A 23,210-nucleotide genomic window follows, 5' to 3' on the forward strand; every position below is an offset into this window, starting at 1 on the left:
CGTTGAACCTGCCCATAGACGTTTGCATATGATGCAGATGACTCTATGGTGGCAAAGAAGGAGTGGGCCATGGCGAAAAAACGGAGGGGAAGACCGGTCAGAGCGCGCAGACCGCTCTTTTATGTCGATGATCCGAATCGTTCCGAACTGACCTGGCTCGACGAACAGCCGGCGGAACGGCCGAAGGCGCCGGAAGTCAAGCAGGCCGAGGTGCTCGGAACCGTCGTGAAAGAGGCGGAGACGGCGTCCGTTCAGGCCGTCGAGGAGGCGATCCGGGAAGCGGAGCAGGAAACGGTCCGCGAGACGGAAGCGGTTGAAGCGCTCGCGAAGGCCGAGGCGGAAAGGGAAGCGAAGCTGGAAAGCATTGAGGAGAAACGTTCGCCGATCAAGCCCGAGCCGATCATTTTTACGGACGATCTGGCGGACGAGTCGGTGACGGGCGAGAAGCTTGCCCCCGGCGCGGTCGACACCGTCCGGATCCAGCCGGGCGCGGTCGTGACGCATACGATCGGCGACTACGCGGTGGAGAGCATCAAAATTGCGGACGGGGCCGTCACGTCGGCCAAACTGGCGCCCGAGTCGGTGACCGGCGAGCATCTGGCGCCGAATTCGGTCTCCGGGGACAAACTGCTCGACCGGTCGATCGGCGGGGAGAAGCTGCGCGACGGGAGCATAACGCCGGACAAACTGGCGGACCGCTCGATCAGCGGCGACAAGATTGCGGCCGGTTCGATCGAAGCGAAGCATTTGCAGCCGAACATTCTGACGAGCGAGATGATCGCCGACCATGCCATCGCGACGGATAAACTGCGCAGCGGCGCCGTTACCCGCGACAAGCTGGCGAATGAGGCGGTCGACACATCCAAACTCGCCGAAGCGTCCGTCACGACCTCGAAGCTGCGGGACGGCGCGGTGACCGGCCCCAAAATCAAGGAAGGTGCGATCGAGGGCGCCCATCTGAAAGAAGGGATCCTGCTTGCGCATCACGTGTCGCTGGGGGCCATCCAGGGAAAGCATCTCGCTCCGGGCGCCGTCGAAGCCGTCCATCTCGCCGAATCGGCGGTCGCAAGCCGCGCGCTCGCGCCGGAAAGCGTAAAGACGGAACACTTGGCGTCCGGAGCGGTCCAGTCCGAACAAATCGCCGCAGCAGCGGTCCGCGGCGAACACGTCGCCCGCGGTGAGATCGGCACGGAACAGTTGGCGGACCAGTCGGTGACGGCCGCCAAGCTGGCCGACGGATCGGTCGGCACGATCAAGCTGGTCGACCACGCCGTCACCGCATCCAAACTGGCCGACCAGAGTGTCAATGCGACGAAGCTGGCGGACGAATCGGTTCATCTGCGCCATATGGCGCGCCATTCCGTCAATGCGGACAAATTGGCCGACCGTTCGGTTCACTCGCGCCATCTGACGGATCTCAGCATCGAGGCGCGGCACGTGCAGCAGAACGCGATCGGCACCGCGCATCTGCAGGATGAAGCGGTGACAAGCGACAAGCTGGCGGCGTTCGCCGTGCAGGAAGACCATATCGGCCCGGGCGCCGTCGGCATGACGCAGCTGGCGGACGGCGCGGTCGGGAACACGAAGCTGGCCGAGGGCAGCGTCCGTTCGGCGAACATCGCGTCCGGCGCCGTCAGGACGGAGCATCTGGCGGACGACGCGGTGACATTCGACAAGCTGGCGCCGGGGGCGCTGCGCACATTCCATTTCACCGAAGGGGCCGTGACGGAGGAGGCGATCGCGCCGGGAGCCGTCACATCCGAGCGAATCCGGGCGAAGGCGATCGGTGCGGCGCATCTGCTGGAAGGAGCGGTCGAGACCCGGCACCTGGCGGAAGACGGCGTAACCGCGGAGAAACTGGCTTCCGGCGCCGTGCATGACCGCCATATCCGGCCGGGGGCGGTGAAGCCGCACCATCTGGAGGACCATGCGGTCACTTCGTTGAAACTGTCGCCGGAGAGCGTGTCGACTGACAAGCTGGCGGATCAGGCCGTGACGGCCGCGAAGCTGGCGGACGGCGCGGTGACGCAGGAAAAGCTGGCTCCGGGATCCGTCGGTCCGGATCAGCTGGCCGAACGGATCATTGCGGCGGAGCATCTCGCGCCCGGATCCGTCGGAAGCGATCATCTGCAGCCGGGAGCCGTCGGCGGCGCGCATATCGCGCAGGGTGCCATTACCACCGAGCATCTGGCCGTGCGGTCAATCGGCGGCAAACTGCTGGCCGACGGGGCGGTCGGATCGAAGCATCTGGCCGGCGAGGCGATCCGGAGCCGGCATCTGGCGGACGGCGCGGTGCTGGGCATTCACATCGCCGGCGAAGCGGTGCGGGAGCTGCATCTGGCGGACGGCGCGGTCACGTCCGGCAAAATCGCCGCCGGCGCCGTGACATCCGGCCATCTGGCGCCCGGTTCGGTCGGCGCGGAGCAGCTGCAGCCGGAGACGGTGGACGGCGCGCACATCCGGCCGGGAGCGGTGGCGCAGCATCATCTGGCGCCGGGATCGGTCGGAAGCCGGGAGCTGCAGGAATCCGCCGTCGGGTCCGAGCATCTGGCGCCCGGTTCGGTCGGCCCGGAGCATCTGGCGGAGTCCGCCGTGACGTCGGCTGCGCTCGCCCAGGGTGCGGTCCGGACGGAGCACCTGGCGTTGGAATCGGTCGGCAGCAAGCAGCTGAAGGCGGAAGCGATCCAGGGTTACCACATCCGCCGCGGCTCGATCACGCTGGCGCATGTGGCCGAGAATCTGCTGCAGCCGGATCGTCTGGAAGACGGCTCGGTGTCCGGGCGGAAGCTCGCGCCCGGCTCGGTGACCGGGGACCGGCTGGCGCCGGGAAGCGTCGGCGGCGCCGCCATCGCCGACGGCGGCGTATTCGCGGCGCATCTGGCGGACGGCGCGGTGACGGCGGAGAAAATCGCATCCGGCGCCGTCGCAAGCATTCATCTCGCGCCGCGGTCGATCGGATCGGAGCATCTCGGCGAAGCGGCCGTAACCGGTGAAAAAATCGCGCGCGGTTCGGTCACATTCGACCATCTGTCCGCGGGTTCGGTGGGCGGCCGGCAGCTTCAGGCCGGCGCGGTGGGCAGCGAGCATCTGTTGGACGGCGCGGTGACGACGGAGAAGATCGCGCCCGGTTCCGTTGCGGGCGGTCATCTTGCGCCGCAGTCGGTCGGCGCCGAACACCTCGGTGTGGCATCCGTCACGGGAAGCAAAATCGCGCGCGGTTCGGTCACCGCGGACCATCTGGCGGCGGATTCGGTGGGCGGCCGTCAGCTTCAGGCCGGCGCGGTCGGCGGCGAACATCTGGCGGACGGAGCGGTGACAACGGACAAAATCGCTTTCGGCGCCGTCGATGGCGATCGTCTCGCGCCGCAGTCGGTCGGCACGGAGCATCTCATCGAAGCGTCCGTGACGGGAAGCAAAATCGCCGGCGGATCGGTGACGGCCGACCATCTGGCGGCGGACGCCGTGGGGAGCGGGCAGCTTCAGGCCGGCGCGGTGGGCAGCGTGCACCTGGCGGCGGATGCGGTGGGCGCCAAGCAGCTCCAGGCCGGCGCCGTCGGCAACGAGCATCTGGCGGACGGCGCGGTGACGGCGGAGAAAATCGCGCCCGGTTCCGTCGCGGGCATTCATCTTGCGCCGCTGTCCATCGGTTCGGAGCATCTCGGCGAAGCGTCCGTCACGGGCGGCAAGATCGCGCGCGGTTCGGTGGGCGCCGCGCATCTGGCGTCGGATGCGGTGGGGGGCGAGCAGCTCCAGGCCGGCGCGGTGGGCAGCGTGCATCTGGCGCCGGACGCGGTGGGCGCCAAGCAGCTCCAGGCCGGCGCCGTGGGCGGCAGGCACCTGCAGGCCGGCGCGGTGGGCGCCGACCATCTGGCGGTGGATGCCGTGGGCAGCAGGCATCTGCAGGCCGGCGCGGTGCGGGCCGGGCATCTCGCGGCCGGTTCGGTGGGCGGTGCGCAGCTGCAAGCCGGCGCCGTCAGCGCCGTCCATCTGGCGGACGGCGCGGTTACGGCCGCGAAGCTGGCGAGCGGCGTCATCGAAGCGCTGGCGGAAGCCGCGCGCGCGGCGGCCGCGCTGGCTCCGGGCGGCGGGTCGTCGGCATCCGCCGACGGCGCAACGGGTGTGATCGACGGCTTCCGGATTGCCGAGGGCGCGGTGGACGGCCGGCACATCGCGGTTGAAGCGATTAGCGACCGCCATGTCCGGGACTACAGCCTGCCGGCGTCGAAAATGGCGTTCAATCCGGTCGCGGCGCCGGAAGGCGGAGGCGCGGTGCTGCAGCAGTTCGGACTGACGCCGTTCGCGTTCACCGGGCTGGAGGAGCAGATCGAAGTCGCCCTGCCGTTCGACGAGACGTACGCCGACGATCAGTATGCGCTCACAGTGACGGCGGATCAGCCGGGCGTCATCGCATCGATCAAGGAAAAATTCGCCGAGTACGCGGTGGTTACGGTGAGCCGGCTGCGGATCGGACCGGCGCCGAACGGGATGTTGAACTGGATTGCGGTTGGGTATCGGTTTTGACGAGCATTTTGGCGGCATTTCTACGGTATTCACTGGAACAGTGATATGGGGGATGCCGCTTTTTTTCTATTTACAGCTGTAGCTTTTCAAAGGCAGATGGGATAGTTGTAAAGGTTTGGATACCGAATCACTAATCATAAACATCACTGTACTTTCGTGCTGGTATGCAGATGGGGACTTGTTTGCTATCAAATTAGATGCTCCGTAATTCCTACGGAAATTAGGATTTCAAACGATCCTGAATTATGTTGTCAAGTGAGATGCGAAACCGGTGTAACAAATTTTTATACTTCACAGAAAATCTCCCCTCAAAAGTAGTCCTGATAATTGTTTCAGGTGTCTACTATGAGGGGAGTTTACAAGTGTGTTTTACTTTAGAATAGATTAATCATTGCGACTTAGATAGACTTTATGACCCAACTGTAAAATTAGTTGTCCAAGTGAAGTAATCTCCAGTTCCGCTGAATGTAAAGGATGCCCAACCAAGGTTTATTGTTACCCTATCCATAAATGAAGGCAGCCAGGAATGTGCGTATGCAGAGCCGAATACTTCAGTTTGTCCATATCTCGAATTCGGAATTCTTACTTCTTTCTCAAATTGTTCTAATAGCCTTTTTAGACAAAATCAATATACATACTATATTTAGGTAATTTATCCACCATTTATTATCTTTGTTATTAATAAGTGTGCCAAGCGGTGATAAGTTAAAATGACAAAAAAAATATCTATTTCATTATTTGCATTTTTATTCCTCATTTTACTAACATCCGCTTTTCTTGTGAAAGGTTTTCTCTTGAAAGAGTCTGAAGTTACTGCTGAACTGGCTGAAGTAATAAACATTGATCGAGATCAATCAACGATTGTGATTAGAAATGTAAGTGGGCAAGAGACATTGGTGAATGTCAAAGTAAAGGACATTGATAATTTTCAGTTAAATTCTTTTTATTGGATTGAATATAAATCTTTTTTGAGAGGCATGCCCAAATTGATCTCCTATAAACTTATAAAGTTCGATGGTTAATGCAATTCCTGTTCCCCTATTCGTTTGTCCTCACAACCAGTTGAGGCATGCACAGTTTAGAGTTTTATGGCAACTGATGTTCAGCAAAACGGTCGCGATTGATAATCAACCTTATCCCCATACGCCGCTGCGTCATGCCGATCGTCATGCCGGAAATGTCGGTCGAATGGACAATAGGCGGCGTTTTTGCTTTCTCTCCTTTATCCTGCCTCGCGGTAAAATTGTCTTTCAGCTAGCATCTCAATTTTTCTGATCGTATGAATTTATGAAATCTGCACCACATTTATCGAGTACATTTTTGTGTTATTTTGTCGTGTCGTTATACGGGTGCGGGTGTCCCGCCCACGAGTCATTTGCCGTTGCGCGCTCGTCTCCGGTACATACAATGGGATGGAAAAGTTCGGCCAATGCCGATCTTCCGGGGGTGATGGCTGTGCGGACATCCAGGAGGGCGCGGCGGACCGGGGGCCGGCGGCAGGCAGCATCCCGCAGGCCGCGGTCAGGCCGAAGCGCGGCGCCGCTCAGGCCGCCGTATGGACGGGCGGCGGGAAGCCGAAGCCGCACCGGCGGCAAGCGGCGGGGCATCCCCGCTCGGCGGGGCGCCGTGCGCATCGAAGCGGGACAAGCGCCCACGGCGGCCGCCGATCCGATGGCATTCCGGATGGAAGACAGCACTGCTGCTGCCGGGACTGCCGCAGACGCCAGGCCGCTCGTGTCGGTGATCATTCCCGTCATGAACGAAGTCCGCACGATTGCGGCGGCCGTGCGGGAAGCGCGCGGCGTCCATCCCCGCACCGAGGTGATCGCCGTCGTGAACGGCTCGACGGACGGGTCCGCGGCCGCCGCCGGACAGGCCGGCGCCCGGGTGATCGCGTTCCCCGAGCCGCTGGGCCACGACGTCGGACGCGCGGTCGGCGCGCGCGCCGCGCGCGGCGACATCCTCCTCTTCATCGACGGCGACATGGTCATTCGAAGGGACGTGCTTGCGGCGTTCGTCGCGGCGGTCGAGGCGGGCGCGGACGTCGCGCTGAACGATTATCACGGGCCGACCGGCAAGAGCCGCGTCCACGGGGTCGTGCTGGCGAAGCACGCGCTGAACGCAGCGCTCGGGCGCGCCGATCTCGGCGGAGCGTCGATGACGGCCGTGCCCCATGCGATCAGCCGCCGGGCGCTGGAGGCCATCGGCGCGGACGCGCTGGCGGTGCCGCCGCTCGCCCAGGCGAAGGCCGCCGCCGCCGGCCTGAACATCCGCCTCGCCCGCCGCGTGCCGGTCGGGCGGCTCAATCCGCCCCGCCGGGCGCGGGAGCGAAGCCGGCCGCTCGAGCCGCTGATCGTGGGCGACCATCTCGAAGCGATCGCCTGGCTGTCCGAGCGGATGGATCCGCGGGGCGGATTCAGCGACGGGGATCGCAGGCGGAGCAAAGTGAGGTGAGAGCCGTTGAGAAGCAGGCGCAAGGCAGGAACGAAGCAACGCGCGCATGCGGCGCGCAGGCGGCGGACGCTGGCGCCGCGCCGCCGCGCGGGGCGGCCCGGCTCCGTACGGCGCCGGAGAGTGCGGCGCGGCAAGGCGGTCCGCCGGCAGCTGCGCCGGCACGCCGCTCGGCCGCCCGAAGCCGGCGAAGGCCGGCTGGCCGTCATCATAACGGCCTGCAACGAAGCCGCGACGATCGGCGGCGTCATCCGCGAGGCGCAGGCGCTGCATCCGGATGAGCTGATCGTCGTGCTGAACGGCTGCACGGACGGCAGCCTGGCCGTCGTCCGCGCGATTCCCGGCGTGACGATTCTCCATTATCCGGAGCCCCTCGGTCACGATGTCGGCCGGGCGGCCGGCGCCGCCGCGGCGGACGCGGACGTCCTGCTCTTCCTGGACGGGGACCTTGTGATTCCCGCGCGGCAGCTCAGGCCTTTCGTCGACGCCGTCCGGCGCGGGGCGGACGTGGCGCTGAACGGGCTGGGCCGGCAGCTCGGCCCGTTCAGCCGGTGGGACGATGTGACGCGGCTGAAGGCTTTCCTGAACCACGCGCTCGGCCGGCCGGATCTGGGCGCGGCTTCGATGACCGCGGTGCCGCATGCGCTGAGCCGCCGCGCCGTCGAGCGGCTCGGTCCGGCGGCGCTCGCCGTGCCGCCGAAGGCGCAGGCGCTCGCGCTCGCCTCCGGCCTGAACGTGCGGATCGGCGGCTCCGTCGATGTCATCACCCGCAACCGGCTTCGCGAAGCGAACACGGGCAAGGCCAATCCGGTGTCGCGCATGATCATCGGCGACCACATCGAGGCGCTGCGGGCGGTCATGGACAAGACCGGGTCCCGCCTTGCGCATCCCGACGCTTCGCGGCGCCGCGATGCGGCGAAGGGGGAATCGCTGTGCGATACGGCCTGACCAGCATTGTGATTCCGAGCGTGAACGGTCTGATGCTGCTGCGCCGCTGCGTCGCGTCGATCCGGCGCCATACGGATCCGGAGAAGACGCCTTACGAGATCATCGTCGTCGATGACGGGTCGGCCGACGCCACGGCGGAATGGTGCGCGGACGAGCGGCTGCCGTTCGTCCGGCTGCCGGTGAACGCCGGTTTCCCGCGGGCGTGCAACAAGGGGTTGCGCATGGCGTCCGGCGATCAGCTGCTGCTGTTCAACAACGACGCGATGGCGACGCCCCGCTGGCTCGAAAATCTGCTCGACGCGCTCCACAGTTCGGACGAGATCGGCGCGGTCGGGCCGGTCTCCAATTACGTCGGCGGCCGCCAGCGGGTCGACCTTGCGTTCGACGGTCCGGACGAGTTCATGCGGATCGCCGAACGGATGAACGTGCCGGACCCGGCGAAATGGGAGCCGGCGCTCCGGCTCGTGGGTTTCTGTCTGCTGTTCAAGCGGGCGGTGTACGAACGGGTCGGCGGTTTGGACGAACGATTTTCGCCCGGACACTATGAGGACGACGATTACTGCTTCCGGATCCGCATGCTCGGATACGGGCTGCGCATCTGCCGGGACACGCTCGTCTATCACGAAGGAAGCGCCAGCTTCCGGCTTGGCGGAGAAGCGGCGCAGCAGGCGCTCATCGCCCGCAACCGGGCGCTGTTTCTGGACAAATGGCAGGCGGACCCGGCATGGTTCCACTGACCGCGAAGCTCGAGGGGGGAACGGCTTGAAGGCAGTGCTGTTGGCCGGGGGCACCGGAACGCGTCTCCGGCCGCTGACGAATCTGTACAACAAACATATGCTGCCCGTCGGCGACCGGCCGATGATCGGCCACGCGATCGCCAAGGTGAAGGAAGCCGGCATTACGGATGTCGTCCTGGTGACGGGCAGGGAGGCCGCCGGCTCGTTCATCGCCTATCTGGGCAGCGGGCGCGAAGAGGGACTGTCGATCACGTATCGGATCCAGGAGGAAGCGGGCGGCATCGCGGAGGCGCTGGCGCAGGCCGAATCCGCCGTGGATCCGGACGACAAGATCGTCGTGCTGCTCGGCGACAATCTGTTCGAGGAATCGCTGAAGCCCCATGCCGAGGCGTTCGCCGCCCAGCCGGACGGCGCGATGGTGCTGCTCAAGCGGGTGAGCGATCCGAGGCGGTACGGCGTGCCGGTCTTTGACGAGTCGGGCCGCATCGTCCGGATCGAGGAGAAGCCGGAGCAGGCGGCGACGAATCAGTGCGTGACGGGGATTTATTTCTATCATGCGGACGTGTTCGGGATCATCCGGCAGCTCAAACCGTCCCGGCGCGGCGAGCTGGAGATTACGGACGTGAACAACGTGTATGCCGCCGCGGGTAAATTGACCCACCGGACGCTCAAGGGCTGGTGGACGGATGCGGGCACGTTCGATTCTTTGTATGAAGCGGCAAACCGGGTACGGAGGGGTCGGCGATGAACGGAGTGGTGTTGCCGGAAGCGCCTGCGGTGCCGGAAGCCCGCCCGGTGCGCCGGGTTCGCGGCCCGCGGCGGAAAGCGCGGGGAACGGGCGTCGTCCGCGTCCGGAGGCGGAAGCGGACGGCCGGCGCGCTCCGCAGGCGCGGTGCGGCGGCCGGAGCGGCGGTTGGCAGGCGGAAGGGCGGACGCCGGCGCTACCGAATCGGCGGGAAGCGGCCGGCCGCCCTGCAGCGGCGCCGGCTTCCGGCGGGGACCGAAGGGACGGAAGCCGGCCGGGAGCGCACGGAAGCGGGCCGGTCCGCCGCCTCGATCGAGGAAGCGCTGGAACGGGGCCGCTACGAAGGCGGCGAGCTGCTGTTGGAGCAGGCGGTGCCCGCGGGCTTCACGCTCGGCGATCTGACGCTGCAGGACGTGATCGCGGCGGGCGTCGACGCCCTGCGGCCGCGGCTGCTGCCGCTGATTGATGCGGCCGGGGTCTTCCATGAATTCGAAGCCGCGCTCGCGGAGGGGCGGCCGCTCTCGGTCGTCCGGCTCGGCGACGGGGAACTGCTGGCGCTCTCGCACGACAGGGTCTATGAAGCGGCGGTGGTCCGGCGCGAAGCCCCGTTCCTCGCCGGCGCGGGGATGGCCGTGCCCGATCACGCGGCGCGGGACCGGCTGGCGGCCGCGGTGCGGCAGGCGTCGATCGTCGGCGTGCCGCTGTCGCGCCGGCGCCACTACGGCCCGCTGCTCGGCCCGGCGCTGGCCGGAAACGGAATCGACATCCGGTCGCTCCGGCTGACGGAGTCGACGATCAATTACAGTCTGTATCAGACCGGGCTGCTCGCGCGGCTCATGCAGGGCAGGCGCCTGCTGGTCATCGGCAACGCGGCGCCGGGGATGGCGGCGCGGCTGGCGGCCGCGGGCTATGCGGTGACGGGCGTCATTTCGCCGGTCCGCGGATTCGCGGACATCGACCGGGTGATCGGTGAAGCGGCCGCCGCGCGGGACAGCTATGATCTGGCGCTTGTCGCCGCGGGCATTCCGGCCGTCGTCATCGCCGCCGCGCTGGCGGCGGAGTTCGGCAAGGCGGCGCTCGATTTCGGCCACCTCGCGGATCATATCGCCGCCCGGCCGCCCGGTGAAATCTAGCGGCCCGCCCGCTTGAGGCGGCGCGTGCGGCTGGTCCGCGATAACCGGAAGGGGTGAGAACATGAGAGCACTCGGTGTAGCGGCGCGGATGCGCGGGCGCCGCCGCCGGCCGGGCAAGGCGCGTCCCGGGCGTGCCGGGAAGGCGGCCGGACCGGCCCGGAGGTTCGGAAGGGCAGGCGCAGGTGCAAGCGCGGTCCGCGGTGCCGGCGCGAGCCGGCGGGTCGAAGCGATCCGGCCGCGCCCGCTGCGCGGAGAAGAACGGAGCGCCTACGAGGCGGGCCGGGAAGCCGGATACCGCGAAGGCTTCGAAACCGGACTGCACGGTTTCGGCCGCCTGTTCGAAGGGACCAGCATCATCATTCCGACGCTGAATCAGCTGGAATATCTGCGGATGTGCGTGGACAGCATTTTCCGGCATACGGATCTTCCCTATGAAGTCATTGTGGTGGACAACGGTTCCACGGACGGGACGGCGGATTATCTCGAGGCGATGCGCGGCCGTGTCCGGTACCGGCTGCTCGATCGCAATTACGGGTTCGCGGGCGCGGTGAACCGCGGACTCATGATGGCGAAAGGGCAGACGATCGTGGTGCTCAACAACGACACGCTGGTGACCGAGCGGTGGCTTGACAATCTGCTCGCCTGCCTCGCGAGCGACGACCGGATCGGGCTGGTCGGACCGGTGACGAACTATATCGGCGGTGAGCAGCGAATCGAGGTGCCGTATCGCAATCTGACGGAAATGCAGGCGTTCGCGGCGGCGCACAACCGCTCCAACCCGGCGCTGTGGCAGGACGTCGAGCGGATCACCGGGTTTTGTCTCGCGTTCCGGCGGGAGTTGTGGGAGCGGACCGGTTATTTTGATGAAGGATACACGGTCGGCAATTACGAGGACGACGACTACAACATCCGTGTCAAGCTGCTGGGCTTCCGCCTGGTGGTCGCCCGCGACACGTTCATTCACCATTTCGGCAGCGTCAGCATCAAGGCGCTCGGACCGGCGCTCGATGCCGTGAACGAGCACAACGCGGCGTATTACGGCGAGAAATGGGGACACGATCCGCACGGATTGGTCGGAAGGGTGCGCGACTGGGTCCGGGCGCGGCAACCGGGAGGCGTGGAGAACGGATTCCCCGCCGCTTTCAGCGAAGCGGATTTCTATCCGCGCCATGTGGCGGTGCGGGCCTTAAGCGGCACGGTTTACTGGCTCGCTCAGGGCGAGCGCCGGCCGGTGGAAGGGGAACTCCATATTCCCGTGGTCCGGCTGACGATGGTCGATCTGATGCGCTGGCCGATCGGCCCGCCGATCGCCGCCGCTGATGCGGAGCGGCTCTGGCACGGCGGCATGTCCGGCGAAGGTCAGGCGGGCGCGATGCTCATCCGCATGCCGGACGGTTCGCTGCAGCATCTGGAGGAAGGCGTCCGCCGTCCGATTGCGTCGCGGCTGGCCGCGGAAAGCTGGGGACTTGCGGCGAAACCGGCCGTTCCGCTGACGGAAGCGCTGGCGGCGGCGCCGGAAGGGCTGCCGATCATCGCGCCGGTGCGCACGGAGCAGCGGTTGTGACTGCAAGTGGCAGCGGGCTGATTTTCGCATATGCTGTAACGGATACGGCGGGACACAGGGAGGCTGAGCGGTGTCATGCAGCATTTGCTGGACGAACTGATCCACCATCTGTCCGAGGCGCACCGCCAGGCGGCGCGCGTACTGGAAGCCGAGCGGCATGTCGCGGTGCGGATGGCGCAGATCATCCATGCGATGCCGGACCAGCATCCGGATCTCGGCGCGTTCGACGGGCTGATGGAGCATTCCCAGGCGATCGGCAAAAATATCGTCGCTTATCTGAACAACATCGCCGACCTGCAGGAATCGATGGCCGAGCATCTCGCCGCCGTCATGAAAGAGCTGGACGGAGCTTCCGAAGAATGAGCGGGAGGATGGACGCAAGGTGAGCCGGGAACAAGCGTATATGCGCATGTTGAATGCCGCCGCGAACATCGAATGGAACGTCGCCATGATTCTCGAAGCCAAAGCCGTCGAAGCGGAAAAAATGCGGAACTGGCTGATCAACCACGTCACGTCCGACGCTTTCGCCGATCATGAGAGCCAGGTCAAGCAGCCGATTGGCGTGCATGAGCATGTGCTGGAGACGATAGAAGGGCTGACGAAGTTGAACCGCGGCCTGACGGGCGTCCTCAAGGCGGTGCTCGGCGGGAACGAGGACGATGGCGGCAATTTCGGCGGGTTGTTCGACGGCAAATTTGATTTCGAGGATCGATAGCGATGCCGCGGCTGAACCGGGAGCGTGAAGCGAAGCTGGCGCTCCTCGAAGCGCTGGCGTCGAGCCAGCGGGCCGTCGCGCGCATGCTGGACAGCACGGCTGACCTGAACGCGCGCTTTCCGGGCGGGAAGCCGGAAGATGTCGCGGCGATGCTGGCGCGGCTGGCCGGACTCCAGCTGCGCATGTGCGAATCGCTGCTTGGCGTGAAGCTGCGGCGCGTCATGCAGGGCCGGCCGGCCGGTCCGTGGCTTTCGGACGAGCGGCTTCGGATGGATGGCGGGCAAGGCGAGGCGCCGGGCGGCGCGCCGGCGCGCACGGCTTGCCTGCAGGTGAATGCGCCTGCCGGCAAAGCCCGTTCAAGGGAGATGCGGCGGGGCGGCGGGCCCGTCGGTCAGGCGTCGGAATAAGCGGCATCTGGATGCGAACAGCAGGTTGAACGGACGGGAGGGAGCCGGTATGATCAGGCGAAGAAGCAGGCGGCGGCGCTCCGGGACGGGCCGCCGGCGCGTACGGACCGGAGGAGCGGCTCGGCGGCGGCTGCGCCGCAAGACGGGAGCGGCCGGCAGACCGAACCGGACGGTGCGGCGCAGGCGCGCGGTCCGGCGCATCCGCGGCCGGCAGGCGGGCCGGGCTTCCCGGCGCCTTCGCAGGCGGACGGAGCGCGGATCGGCGGCTTACCGCAGGGGCTACAACGAGGCGTACAACGAAGGGTACAATGCCGGGTTTGCGCAAGGGTTCGAGGACGGACATCAGCTTGCGTACGAAAGCCAGCCGTAGCGGGCTTATCGTGTGCGCACGCAATAGAAATCCGTTGGATACGAAACGTTCGGTTTCGTTCCAGCGGATTTTTTTTGCGCCCGGGACAGGCAGAAGCCTGTTTTTGCGACGGGCGGACAAGTGACCATGTGCGTGTGGCCGGCCCGGCATATATTACCCAGGACGGCACAAGAAGGCGCAAGCCGCACAAGGCCGGCGCCTTCCGCTTCATTTGCAGCCGAATCTGCGGAGAAGGCGGTGAGCCGCATGCAACAACGGGCATTGAGCCGCAAACGCAGCACGCCGCGCGTCCGAACGGCCCGGCGCAGCGCGTATCAGGCGGGAAGGCGGGACGGCTGGCGGGAAGGGTGGTCGATCGGCTGGCGGGAAGGCGCCGCGGCGGCGGCGGCCGCTGTCTTCCCGCCCGCAGCGCCCGAGCGTCTGCCGATCCGGGTGCTCTATGTGCCGCAAGGGTTCGAGTCGATCGACGACGGCATGATCGGCGCGCTGCAGCTTCATGCGGCGGAGCTGCATGTCGCCGATCCGACCCGGATGGCGGAGATGGCGGCGCTCATCCGGCCCGATCTGGTGCTCGTGCTAAACGGCTTGCACGTGTTCCCGGACGACCATCTGGAGCAGGTGGACCGGATTCGGGAAATGGGCATCCGGACGGCCGTCTGGTTCGCGGACGATCCTTATGTGACGGAGCAGACGGTGGCGATCGCGCCGCACTATGACGTCGTCGTGACGCATGAGCGGTCGACGGTGGAACTGTACCGGTCGCTCGGCTGCCCCGAAGTCCATCATCTGGCGTTCGCCGCCGATATCGAACGGTTCCGTCCGGTGACGCCGCCCGCCGCCTACCGGTGCGACGTCTGCTTCATCGGCCAGGCGTTCTGGAACCGGGTCGAGACGTTCGACGCGATCGCGGAGGAGCTGGCGGACCTCAATGTGTTCATCGCCGGCGGCCTGTGGGAGCGGCTCAAGTCTTACGGGCTGCTGAAACGCGCGATTCGGCCGGGCTGGCTGCCGGTTGACGAGTCGGTGCTCTATTACAACGGGGCGAAAATCGTCATCAACCTGCACCGCACGGCGGAGCCCGGCTCCGACAACGCGAATGCGAGCGGACTGCCCGGGCTGTCGGTCAACCCGCGCACGTTCGAGATTGCCGCCTGCGGCGCCTTCCAGCTCACGGACCGGCGCGAAGATCTCGAGGCGTATTACCGGCCCGGGCTTGAGCTCGAGACGTTTGACAGCCCCGCCGAATTGGCCGCGAAGATCCGGCACTATCTGAAACACGACGACGAGCGGCGCCGGATCGCCGTGCGCGGGCTCGCCCGGACGCTGCGCGAGCATACGTACACGGCCCGCGCGGGCAGCCTGCTGCGGCTGCTCGGTTACGGCGGTTGATCGTGCGGCGGATGATCGTGCAGCTGAAGATCTTGCGGCAAGGACGCGGAATCTGCGAGAGGACAAAGGGGTGATGCGCGTGACCGCCGCTGCAAGAAAACGTTCCGTCCGGAACAGGGCGTACGCCGGCCGCTATGCCGCCGGCAGGCGCGACGGCTGGCGCGACGGCTGGCGGGACGGGTATTGGATGGGACTGTGCGAGCGGACCGTCCGCGCCGCCGAGGCGCCGCTGCCGGTGCGGGACGTTCATGTCATGTATGTGTCGACGGGCAAAGGGTTTCCCTATTCGCCGATCGACGAGGCGATCGCGGGAAGCCTGGAGCAGCTGGTGACGCGGCTGACCGTCGTCGAGCGGAAGGAAGAGGCGCCTTCCGCGGCCGCGGCCGTCCGTCCGGATGCGGTGCTGTTCCTTGACGGCCTGCATGTCCCGCCGGACATCCCGGACCGGATCCGGGAGCTCGGCATCCGGACGGTCATCTGGTTCACGGATGATCCGTACTATACCGACATTACCGCTTCGCTGGCGCTTCATTACGACGACGTGTTCACGCTGGAGGCGAACTGCGTCGAATTCTACCGCGCCGCCGGGTGTCAGCGCGTCTGGCATTTGCCGCTGGGCTTTTATCCCGGTCATTTCCGACCGCAGAATGCGCCGGCCGGCGTCCGATGCGACATCGCGTTCGTCGGATCGGGGTACTGGAACCGGGTGGCGTTCTTCGACCAGCTGCTACCGTACCTCAAGGGCCGGGATCTCAGGATCATCGGCTACTGGTGGGAGCGGCTGCGCGACTACCGGCAGTTCGCTTCGCGTATTGAGGGGCGCTGGATGACGCCGCAGGAGACGGCGCTGGTTTACGGCGGGGCAAAAATCGTCATCAACATGCACCGGGAGCCCGACGACGGCACGTTCAACAGCAACAGCGTTGGACTGGGCGCGGTGTCGCCGAATCCGCGCACGTTCGAGATCGCGGCCTGCGCGTCGCTGCAGCTGACGGACGTCCGCAGCGAGTTGGCTGCTTATTACGTGCCCGGGCGGGAGATCGAGACGTACGCCTCGCCGGAAGAGCTGGCGGCGAAGATCGACCATTATCTCGTGCATGAGGATGAACGGCGGGCGATTGCGCTGAACGGATTGTACCGGACGATGCGCGATCATTCGTACGCCCGCAGGCTGGATGCGATGCTTGGGGCATTGTTCGGATGACCATCGGACGGCGCGCAAGATGTGCATCCGGCGCCGGGCCAAATGCCGGGCCGTGTTGTCCGCCTTCCCCATATGGTGTAGTACACGCAAAGGAGGTGCCGGGCTTTCAGGCGCCCGAACGATGTGATGAATGCATGGCGCAAACCGCGGCTCGTTGTATTCGCCCATCTGTGCAACCCCGACTTCGTCACCGGAGCGGAGAAACTGACCGCCTTCATGCTGCGTGAACTGGCGGCTTACTACGACTGCATCCTGGCGGTGCCGGGTGAAGGACGGATCGCGGCGGATGCGCGCGCGGCCGGCTTCCGGACCGTCGTGCTGCCGCTTCCCCTCGCCGTTTCCTTCTATCTCGGCCTGCCCCATTGGCAACAGGAAGTGCTGGGCGGGATGGCCGGCGAACCGTTCCGGCAGCTCGTGCGCTGGCTGGCGACGGAAGAGCCGGCGGCCGTCGTCACGGCCACCTGCGTCCATCCGCTGCCGGCCATAGCCGCCCGCGCGCTCGGTATTCCGGTCGTCTGGGCCGTAATGGAGACGATGCAGGAGACGGCGCACACGGCGCACATTGCCGCCTTCATGGGCGCGCATGCCGACCGGATCATCGGGATCTCCGAATCGGTGCTCGCGCCGTTCAAGCTGGCGGACACCCAGGCGAAGTCGGCGCTGCTGCCGCCGTCGTGGGATGAGCGGGAGCTTCGGCCGGAGGAATGGCCGCTGAACCGCGAAAGCATGCGCCGGATGCTCGGCGTAGGCGACGGGCAGCCGCTCGTCGGATTCATCGCCTCGTCCATCTATGCGAACAAAGGCTTCCATCATTTCATGGAAGCGACGTTGGCTGCGGCCGCCCGCCATCCGGAGGCCCGGTTCCTGATCGTCGGCAATCCGGTCGACCAGCCGTATTTCGATGCCGGGCTCGGGATGGCGCGGGAGGCCGGCGTGATCGACCGCTACCGGTGGATCCGGTACGAGTCGCGGATCGAGCGGATTTACCCGGCGCTCGACGCGCTCGTGGTGCCGAGCGTGGCGGCCGAAGGGTTCGGCCTGACCGCCCTCGAGGGGATGATGTTCGGCAAACCCGTCATTTCGTACGCCTCCGGCGGGCTGGCGGAGATCCACGCCGCCACGGGCAATACGGAGCGGGCGGTGCCGCCCGGCGATGCGGGCGCGCTGGCTGCCGCGCTGATCGGGCTGCTCGATCATCCCGACCAGATGGCCGGGATCGGGGCGCGTAGCCGCGAGGCGGCGATCGCCGCCTACGGCATCGACGCGTACCGGGCGAGGCTGCAGGCGTTCCTCGCCGCGTTCCGTCCCGAGTCGATGCCGAGCGCCGTCTTGATCCGCGGCAGTGGGCCCGCGATCTATCTGCGCCAGGGAATCGCGCTGCGCCGGTTTGCGTCGAGGGCGGCATTCCTCGCCGCCGGGCACCGGTTCGAGGAAGTCCGGCAGGTGCCGGACGAGGTGATCGCGGCGCTGCCGCACGGTCCGGCCATCGGGGACGGCGCGTCCCGCGGCGGAAGGCGCCGCCGCCGGCGCGTGCGGCGGACGCGAGGAGGCCGGCGCGCGGGGCGCGGGAGGAGACGGCTGCGGAGCCGCAGGGCGAGGCGGCTTGCGCGCCGCGGCAGGCGCGCCGCCGTGCGCAGGAGGGCCTCGCGGCGCATCGCCGGGGCAAGGCGCGGACGGCGGTCGGGAAGGAGCCGCAGGCAGAGGCGGCGCAGCAGAAGTTGACGGTTTCGTTGCCCGGGAGGCTGTAACGCGAATACCGCGTTACAGGGGCGAGCGGGACGTCGCTGCGTGAGTTGTAACGCGGATACCACGCTACAGGATCGAGCGGGACGTCGCTGCGTGAGTTGTAACGTGGATACCACGCTACAGGGTTGAGCGGGACGTGTCTGCGTGAGTTGTAACGTGGATACCGCGTTACAGGGTCGAGCGGGACGTGTCTGCGTGAGTTGTAACGTGGATACCGCGTTACAGGGTCGAGCAGGGCATTGCTGCGTGAGCTGTAACGCGGATACCGCGTTACAGGGTCGAGCGGGACGTGTCTGCGTGAGTTGTAACGTGAATACCGCGTTACAGGGTCGAGCGGGACGTGTCTGCGTGAGTTGTAACGTGGATACCGCGTTACAGGGTCGAGCAGAGCATTGCCGCGTGAGCTGTAACGCGGATGCCACGCTACAGGAGCATGCGAGGGTTTGGCGTTGGCGGGGCAGGTCCCGGACAGGCGTCGATTTCATCCAGGAAGGCAGGTGGGCGAATTGCGCGTCGCGACGATTCTCGGCACGCGGCCGGAGATCATCCGGCTCAGCCTGATCATCGAGAAGCTGGACCGGCTGGCGGATCGGCATGTGCTCGTGCATACGGGACAAAATTTCGATCCGCGGCTGAGCGATATTTTCTTCACGGAACTCGGGGTGCGGAAGCCGGACTACGCGCTGCCCGCGGCGGCGAATGACTATTCCGTCGGCGGGCAGCTCGGCAAGATGTTCCGCGAGACGGGCCGCATTCTGGCGCAGGAGAAGCCGGATGTCGTCCTCGTGCTCGGCGATACGAACAGCGCGCTGTGCGCGGTGCTGGCCGAGCGGATGGGCATTCCGGTCGTGCACATGGAGGCGGGCAATCGCTGCTACGATCTGAAGGTGCCCGAGGAGAAAAACAGGCGGGTCATCGACGCGGTGTCGACGATCAACATGCCGTACACGCCGTACAGCAAGCAGAATCTGCTGCGCGAGGGATTCCCGAGCGAACGGATCGTCATCTCGGGCAACCCGATCCGCGAAGTCATTCTCCATCAGGGAGACCGCATCCGGGCGAGCGATGTGCTCGACCGGCTGGCCCTCACGCCCGGCGAATACATCATCGTGACGGCGCACCGGGCGGAAAACGTCGACGTGCCCGAGCGGCTCGCCTCGATCGTGGAAGGGCTGAACCGGACGGCGGAACGGACGGGCAAGCGGCTCATCTGCAGCGTGCACCCGCGCACCCGCCACCGGATCGAGTCCGGCGGGGCGGCGATTCAGCGCCATCCGCTGGTCGAGTTCCATGAGCCGTTCGGGTTCTTCGACTTCGCAAGGCTCGAGCAGTCGGCGTTCTGCGCGATCACGGACAGCGGCACGGTGCAGGAGGAATGCTGCCTGTTCCATGTGCCGACGGTGACGATCCGGGACACGACGGAGCGGCCGGAGACGGTGGACTGCGGCAGCAATGTCGTGTGCGGCGTGGCGGCGGAACGGATTGCGGAAGCCGTCACGGCGATGACGTCGCTGCCGCCCCGCTGGAAGGTGCCGGAAGGATACGATGCGGACAATGTGTCGGATATCGTGGTCAAATTTTTGCTGGGAGGGAAATGGGGTGTTCACTAATGCGCGCATCCTCGTGACGGGCGGCACCGGTTCGTGGGGACACGAGCTGGTGCGCCAGCTGCTTCCCCAGGACCCGGCGGAAATCATCGTCTTCTCCCGCAGCGAAGCGGCGCAGGTGGCGATGAGCCGCGAGTTTGAGGACCGGCGCCTGACGTTCCGCATCGGCGATATCCGGGATCGGGAAGCGCTGGTTGCCGCCTGCGCCGGCGTCGATTACGTGTTCCACCTGGCCGCGCTGAAGCATGTGCCGGTCTGCGAGGAGCAGCCGTACGAGGCGCTCAAGACGAACGTGCTCGGCACGCAGCATGTCATCGAGGCGGCGATCGCGAACAAGGTGAGGCGGGTCATCTACATTTCCACCGACAAGGCGGCGAATCCGTCGAATTTCTACGGCATGACGAAGGCGATCGGCGAAAAGCTGATCGTGTACGCGAATCTGCTGCGCAGCGGCACGACGTTCGTCTGTGTCCGGGGCGGCAACGTGCTCGGCACGAACGGCAGCGTCATTCATCTGTTCCGGCAGCAGATCATGGAGAAGCAGGAGGTCCGGATTACGGATCGGCGCATGACGCGGTTCTTCCTGACGCTGGAGGATGCGATCCGGCTGCTGTTCAAGGCGTCGGCGGAAAGCGTCGGGGGCGAGATTTTCGTCATGATGATGCCGACCTGCCGGATCGTCGATCTGGCGGAGGTGCTGATGGAGGCGTATGGACGGCGGGTGCCGATCGTGGAGACGGGCGTCCGGCCGGGCGAGAAGATCGACGAGATTCTGCTCACGGAGTTCGAGAGCCAGAGCACGGTCGTCTACGACCGGGAGTATCTGGTCATCCTGCCGCCGCTCGCGATTCCCGGGCTGGCGGAGCGGTATGCGGGCTATCCGAAGGTGCAGTTCCAAAGTTTCAGTTCGGCCGATTCGCTCATGACGAAGGACGAGATTCGCGCGATGCTGATCCGGGGAGGGTTCCTCTCATGAAAGTGCTTGTCATCGGCGGCAACGGCATGGCCGGGCATATGATGGTCCGGTATTTCCGGAAGACGGGCGCTGATGTGTGGTACACGGTGCGGAGGCTTTCCGGAGGAATCGGGGAGCTAAAGCTCGATGCGACGGACCTCGACGCCGCCGCGGAGACGATCGGGCGGGTCGGTCCCGATCTTGTGATCAATTGCGTCGGGGTGCTCAATCAGGATGCGGAGCGCCGGCCGAAAGAAGCGTATCTCGTGAACGGGCTGCTGCCGCACTGGCTGGCGCGGGCGGCGGAGGCGGCGGGCGGCCGGCTCATCCACATCAGTTCGGATTGCGTTTTCCTCGGCGATCGGGGCGGGTACCGGGAGTCCGACCGGCCGGACGGGGTGTCGGCGTACGCGCGGACGAAGGCGCTCGGCGAGGTGCACGATCCGCGGCATCTGACGATCCGCACGTCGATCATCGGGCCGGAGATCCGCCCGGATGGGATCGGACTGCTACGCTGGTTCCTGCAGCAGAAAGGGACGGTGAACGGCTATGCCCGGGTGCTGTGGAACGGTGTCACGACGCTTGAACTGGCGCGGGCGGTGGAATATGCCGCCGGCCGTCCGGAGATCGGCGGGCTCGTGCATCTGACGGCGCCGCGCATCGTCAGCAAGCTGGAACTGCTCGGCATGTTCCGCGAGGCGTTCGGCCGGGACGATGTGACGATCCGGCCTTCGGATGAGCCGCGCATCGACCGGACGCTGGTTCGGGAGCGGACGGACTTCGATTATATGCCGCCCGATTATCCGGAGATGCTGGCGGAGCTGGCCGACTGGATGCGGGAAGGGTGACCGGCATGGTCGGCATCCGGCTGCTCGTGACGGGAGCGGGCGGCTTCTGCGGCCTGCACGCCTGCCGGTATTTCGCCAGGCAGGGGTTCGATGTGGTCGGCGTGCTTCGGACGACGGACGATCCGCGTGCGGCGGTGCTGCGGCACGTGGGAGCCGCGGCGGAAGGGTGCGAGCTGACGGACCGGCATGAGGTTGAGCGCTTGATCGCCCGGGTCCGGCCGGACTGGATTCTGCACCTGGCGGGCCTCAGTTCCGCCGGACCGTCCTGGCGCGAGCCGGCAAGGTATATGGAAGCCAACGTGATGGCGGCCGTCTATCTGCTCGAGGCGGCGCGGCGTGAGAAGGGCGGGGACTTTCGGTTCGCGGCCGCCGGCTCGATGCTGCGCTTCGATTGGCCTGCGGATGGCGGGGCGCCCCGGCCGCCCCACCCGTACAGTCTGAGCAAGACGCTGCTGACCGCGGTCGTCCGCAGCTGGCATCATCTGTACGGGACGGCGGCGATCGTCGCCGAGCCGGCCAATCTGATCGGCCCCGGACCGTCCATGGGGCTGCCGGCGCTGATCGCCGCGCATATCCGCGCACTGCGGCGGGCCCGTCTGGTCGGCGCGCCGGACCCGGCGCCCTTCCCGCTGAGCAGCCTGGTGGAGCGGCGCGATTACGTCGATGTCCGGGACGCGGTGAAGGCGTATGCGCTGCTGCTCGAGCGCGGCGAGCCCGGCGGCGTCTATCCGATCGCGTCGGGCCGGCAGCGGACGCTCGGCGAAGTGGCGGCGGCGTACGAGCGGGCGGCGGGTTTCCGCGTCGAATGGTCGATCGGCGATTCGGATGCGCCGTCGCCGCCGCCTGCGGATGCGTCGGCTTTGCGCGCGCTCGGCTGGCGGCCGGAGATTCCGTTCGCGCTGTCGGTGGCCGATACGCTGGACGATGACGCGGGAAGCGTCGCCTGGTTTATGCGGTCCGACGGCGGTTGAATGGGTTGACGGTGTAAAGGGCGTCGGTCGGGCGGGCTGCCGACGGGTTGACGGGCTGCCGGTGTGAGGAGGGTTGATTATGGCGGATGCAACGATCGTGATTCCTTTTTACAATGATCCGTATGTGGCGGAGGCGGTGGAGAGCGCGCTGGCGCAGACGCATCCGTCGGTCGAGGTCATCGTCGTCGACGACGGGTCGACGTCATGTGCCGAGCTGCTCGCACCTTACCTGGACCGCGTCCACTACATCGGCAAGGCGAACGGCGGCACGGCCAGCGCGCTCAACGCGGGCTTCCGGCTCGCCTCCGGCCGGTATGTCGCGTGGCTCAGCTCGGACGACCGGTTCCGGCCGGAGAAAATCGCCCGCCAGATGGCGGCGATGGAGGCGGCCGGCGCGTGGATCGGCCATACGGCGTTCGCGGTCATCGACGGCGAAGGCCGCGTGACGAATCCGCATGTGCTGCTGGTGGGAGACCGGCCGGATCTGTTTTACCGGGCTTTCGTGGACGGCAATCCGGTGAACGGCTGCACGGTCATGATGCGCAAGGAGTTGTTCGAGCGGCTGGGCGGTTTCGATGAAGGGCTGCCGTTCACGCATGATCTCGATTTCTGGTATCGGGCGATGCTGGCGGGGTTTCCTTTCCACTATCTCGGGGAGCCGCTGACGGAGTACCGCATGCACGACGCCATGGGCACGGTGCGCCACCGGGAGGCGATCCGCGCGGAGGTGGAGGCGACGTTCGCGCGGTATGCGGGGCGGTGGAGCACGTTTCTGCGGCAGCTGGGGATTGCGGTGTAGGCTGCGGCGGGACCGGGGTGACGGGTTGGGTAGGTGTGCGTTTGCTTGCGTTACAGGTTAGGGGATACAGGAGCCGTTTGGCTCAATTTTTTTTTTTTTT

19 protein-coding genes are annotated in these 23,210 nt (G+C 66.1%); all 19 read left to right on the forward strand.

Features of this window, described 5'->3' with window-relative positions:
- Positions 1-69 precede the first annotated feature (69 nt).
- The 19 genes from KJQ12_RS14105 to KJQ12_RS14195 all read left to right on the forward strand — a co-directional run bounded on the left by KJQ12_RS14105 (position 70) and on the right by KJQ12_RS14195 (position 23,110).
- Positions 70-4,521, forward strand: a complete 4,452-nt coding sequence (locus KJQ12_RS14105; protein WP_213485262.1) for a WIAG-tail domain — start codon at positions 70-72, stop codon at positions 4,519-4,521.
- 1,626 nt (positions 4,522-6,147) lie between these two features.
- Entirely contained in the window at positions 6,148-6,975 is an 828-nt protein-coding gene (locus KJQ12_RS14110; RefSeq protein ID WP_213485264.1) for a glycosyltransferase family 2 protein, read from the forward strand.
- 6 nt (positions 6,976-6,981) lie between these two features.
- Positions 6,982-7,920 (forward strand): glycosyltransferase family 2 protein, encoded by a 939-nt coding sequence (locus KJQ12_RS14115; protein WP_213485266.1) that lies wholly within the window; start codon positions 6,982-6,984, stop codon positions 7,918-7,920.
- Entirely contained in the window at positions 7,905-8,657 is a 753-nt protein-coding gene (locus KJQ12_RS14120) for a glycosyltransferase family 2 protein (RefSeq protein WP_213485267.1), read from the forward strand. Before KJQ12_RS14115 ends, KJQ12_RS14120 begins: the two co-directional genes overlap by 16 nt.
- Before the next feature lie 25 nt (positions 8,658-8,682).
- Positions 8,683-9,405, forward strand: a complete 723-nt coding sequence (locus tag KJQ12_RS14125; protein WP_015254078.1) for a sugar phosphate nucleotidyltransferase — start codon at positions 8,683-8,685, stop codon at positions 9,403-9,405.
- Positions 9,402-10,535, forward strand: a complete 1,134-nt coding sequence (locus tag KJQ12_RS14130; protein WP_244860614.1) for a GT-D fold domain-containing protein — start codon at positions 9,402-9,404, stop codon at positions 10,533-10,535. Before KJQ12_RS14125 ends, KJQ12_RS14130 begins: the two co-directional genes overlap by 4 nt.
- Positions 10,536-10,596: 61 nt before the next feature.
- Positions 10,597-12,099: a glycosyltransferase family 2 protein gene (locus KJQ12_RS14135; protein ID WP_244860615.1), complete on the forward strand. Its 1,503-nt coding sequence runs from the start codon at positions 10,597-10,599 to the stop codon at positions 12,097-12,099.
- 75 nt (positions 12,100-12,174) lie between these two features.
- Positions 12,175-12,462: a hypothetical protein gene (locus tag KJQ12_RS14140; RefSeq protein ID WP_015254081.1), complete on the forward strand. Its 288-nt coding sequence runs from the start codon at positions 12,175-12,177 to the stop codon at positions 12,460-12,462.
- Between the two features lie 19 nt (positions 12,463-12,481).
- The gene (locus KJQ12_RS14145) at positions 12,482-12,814 is read left to right on the forward strand and encodes an alpha-helical endospore appendage domain-containing protein (protein WP_213485269.1); all 333 of its coding nucleotides are present in this window, start codon (positions 12,482-12,484) and stop codon (positions 12,812-12,814) included.
- A gap of 2 nt (positions 12,815-12,816) precedes the next feature.
- Positions 12,817-13,221 carry a hypothetical protein gene (locus KJQ12_RS14150; RefSeq protein WP_213485271.1) on the forward strand — a complete coding sequence of 135 codons (405 nt, stop codon included), beginning with the start codon at positions 12,817-12,819 and terminating at the stop codon, positions 13,219-13,221.
- A gap of 49 nt (positions 13,222-13,270) precedes the next feature.
- Positions 13,271-13,591, forward strand: coding sequence for a hypothetical protein (locus KJQ12_RS14155; RefSeq protein WP_213485272.1), 321 nt, complete (start codon positions 13,271-13,273; stop codon positions 13,589-13,591).
- Positions 13,592-13,837: 246 nt separating this feature from the next.
- On the forward strand, positions 13,838-14,980 hold the full coding sequence (locus KJQ12_RS14160) for a CgeB family protein (RefSeq protein WP_213485274.1): 1,143 nt from the start codon (positions 13,838-13,840) through the stop codon (positions 14,978-14,980).
- A gap of 73 nt (positions 14,981-15,053) precedes the next feature.
- Entirely contained in the window at positions 15,054-16,184 is a 1,131-nt protein-coding gene (locus tag KJQ12_RS14165) for a CgeB family protein (RefSeq protein ID WP_015254086.1), read from the forward strand.
- 126 nt (positions 16,185-16,310) lie between these two features.
- Positions 16,311-17,906, forward strand: coding sequence for a glycosyltransferase family 4 protein (locus KJQ12_RS14170; protein WP_244860623.1), 1,596 nt, complete (start codon positions 16,311-16,313; stop codon positions 17,904-17,906).
- Between the two features lie 530 nt (positions 17,907-18,436).
- Positions 18,437-19,540, forward strand: coding sequence for a non-hydrolyzing UDP-N-acetylglucosamine 2-epimerase (gene wecB, locus KJQ12_RS14175; RefSeq protein ID WP_213485349.1), 1,104 nt, complete (start codon positions 18,437-18,439; stop codon positions 19,538-19,540).
- Positions 19,530-20,513, forward strand: a complete 984-nt coding sequence (locus tag KJQ12_RS14180) for a polysaccharide biosynthesis protein (RefSeq protein ID WP_213485278.1) — start codon at positions 19,530-19,532, stop codon at positions 20,511-20,513. The genes wecB and KJQ12_RS14180 overlap by 11 nt, the downstream gene beginning before the upstream one ends.
- Positions 20,510-21,340: a dTDP-4-dehydrorhamnose reductase family protein gene (locus KJQ12_RS14185; protein WP_015254090.1), complete on the forward strand. Its 831-nt coding sequence runs from the start codon at positions 20,510-20,512 to the stop codon at positions 21,338-21,340. The genes KJQ12_RS14180 and KJQ12_RS14185 overlap by 4 nt, the downstream gene beginning before the upstream one ends.
- 5 nt (positions 21,341-21,345) lie before the next feature.
- Complete coding sequence (locus KJQ12_RS14190; RefSeq protein ID WP_244860624.1) at positions 21,346-22,311, forward strand: NAD-dependent epimerase/dehydratase family protein; 966 nt, start codon at positions 21,346-21,348, stop codon at positions 22,309-22,311.
- Positions 22,312-22,390: 79 nt separating this feature from the next.
- Positions 22,391-23,110, forward strand: coding sequence for a glycosyltransferase (locus tag KJQ12_RS14195; protein ID WP_213485282.1), 720 nt, complete (start codon positions 22,391-22,393; stop codon positions 23,108-23,110).
- Positions 23,111-23,210: the final 100 nt, after the last annotated feature.

The sequence above is a fragment of the Thermobacillus xylanilyticus genome (assembly GCF_907165215.1).
GTDB lineage: Bacteria > Bacillota > Bacilli > Paenibacillales > Paenibacillaceae > Thermobacillus > Thermobacillus xylanilyticus.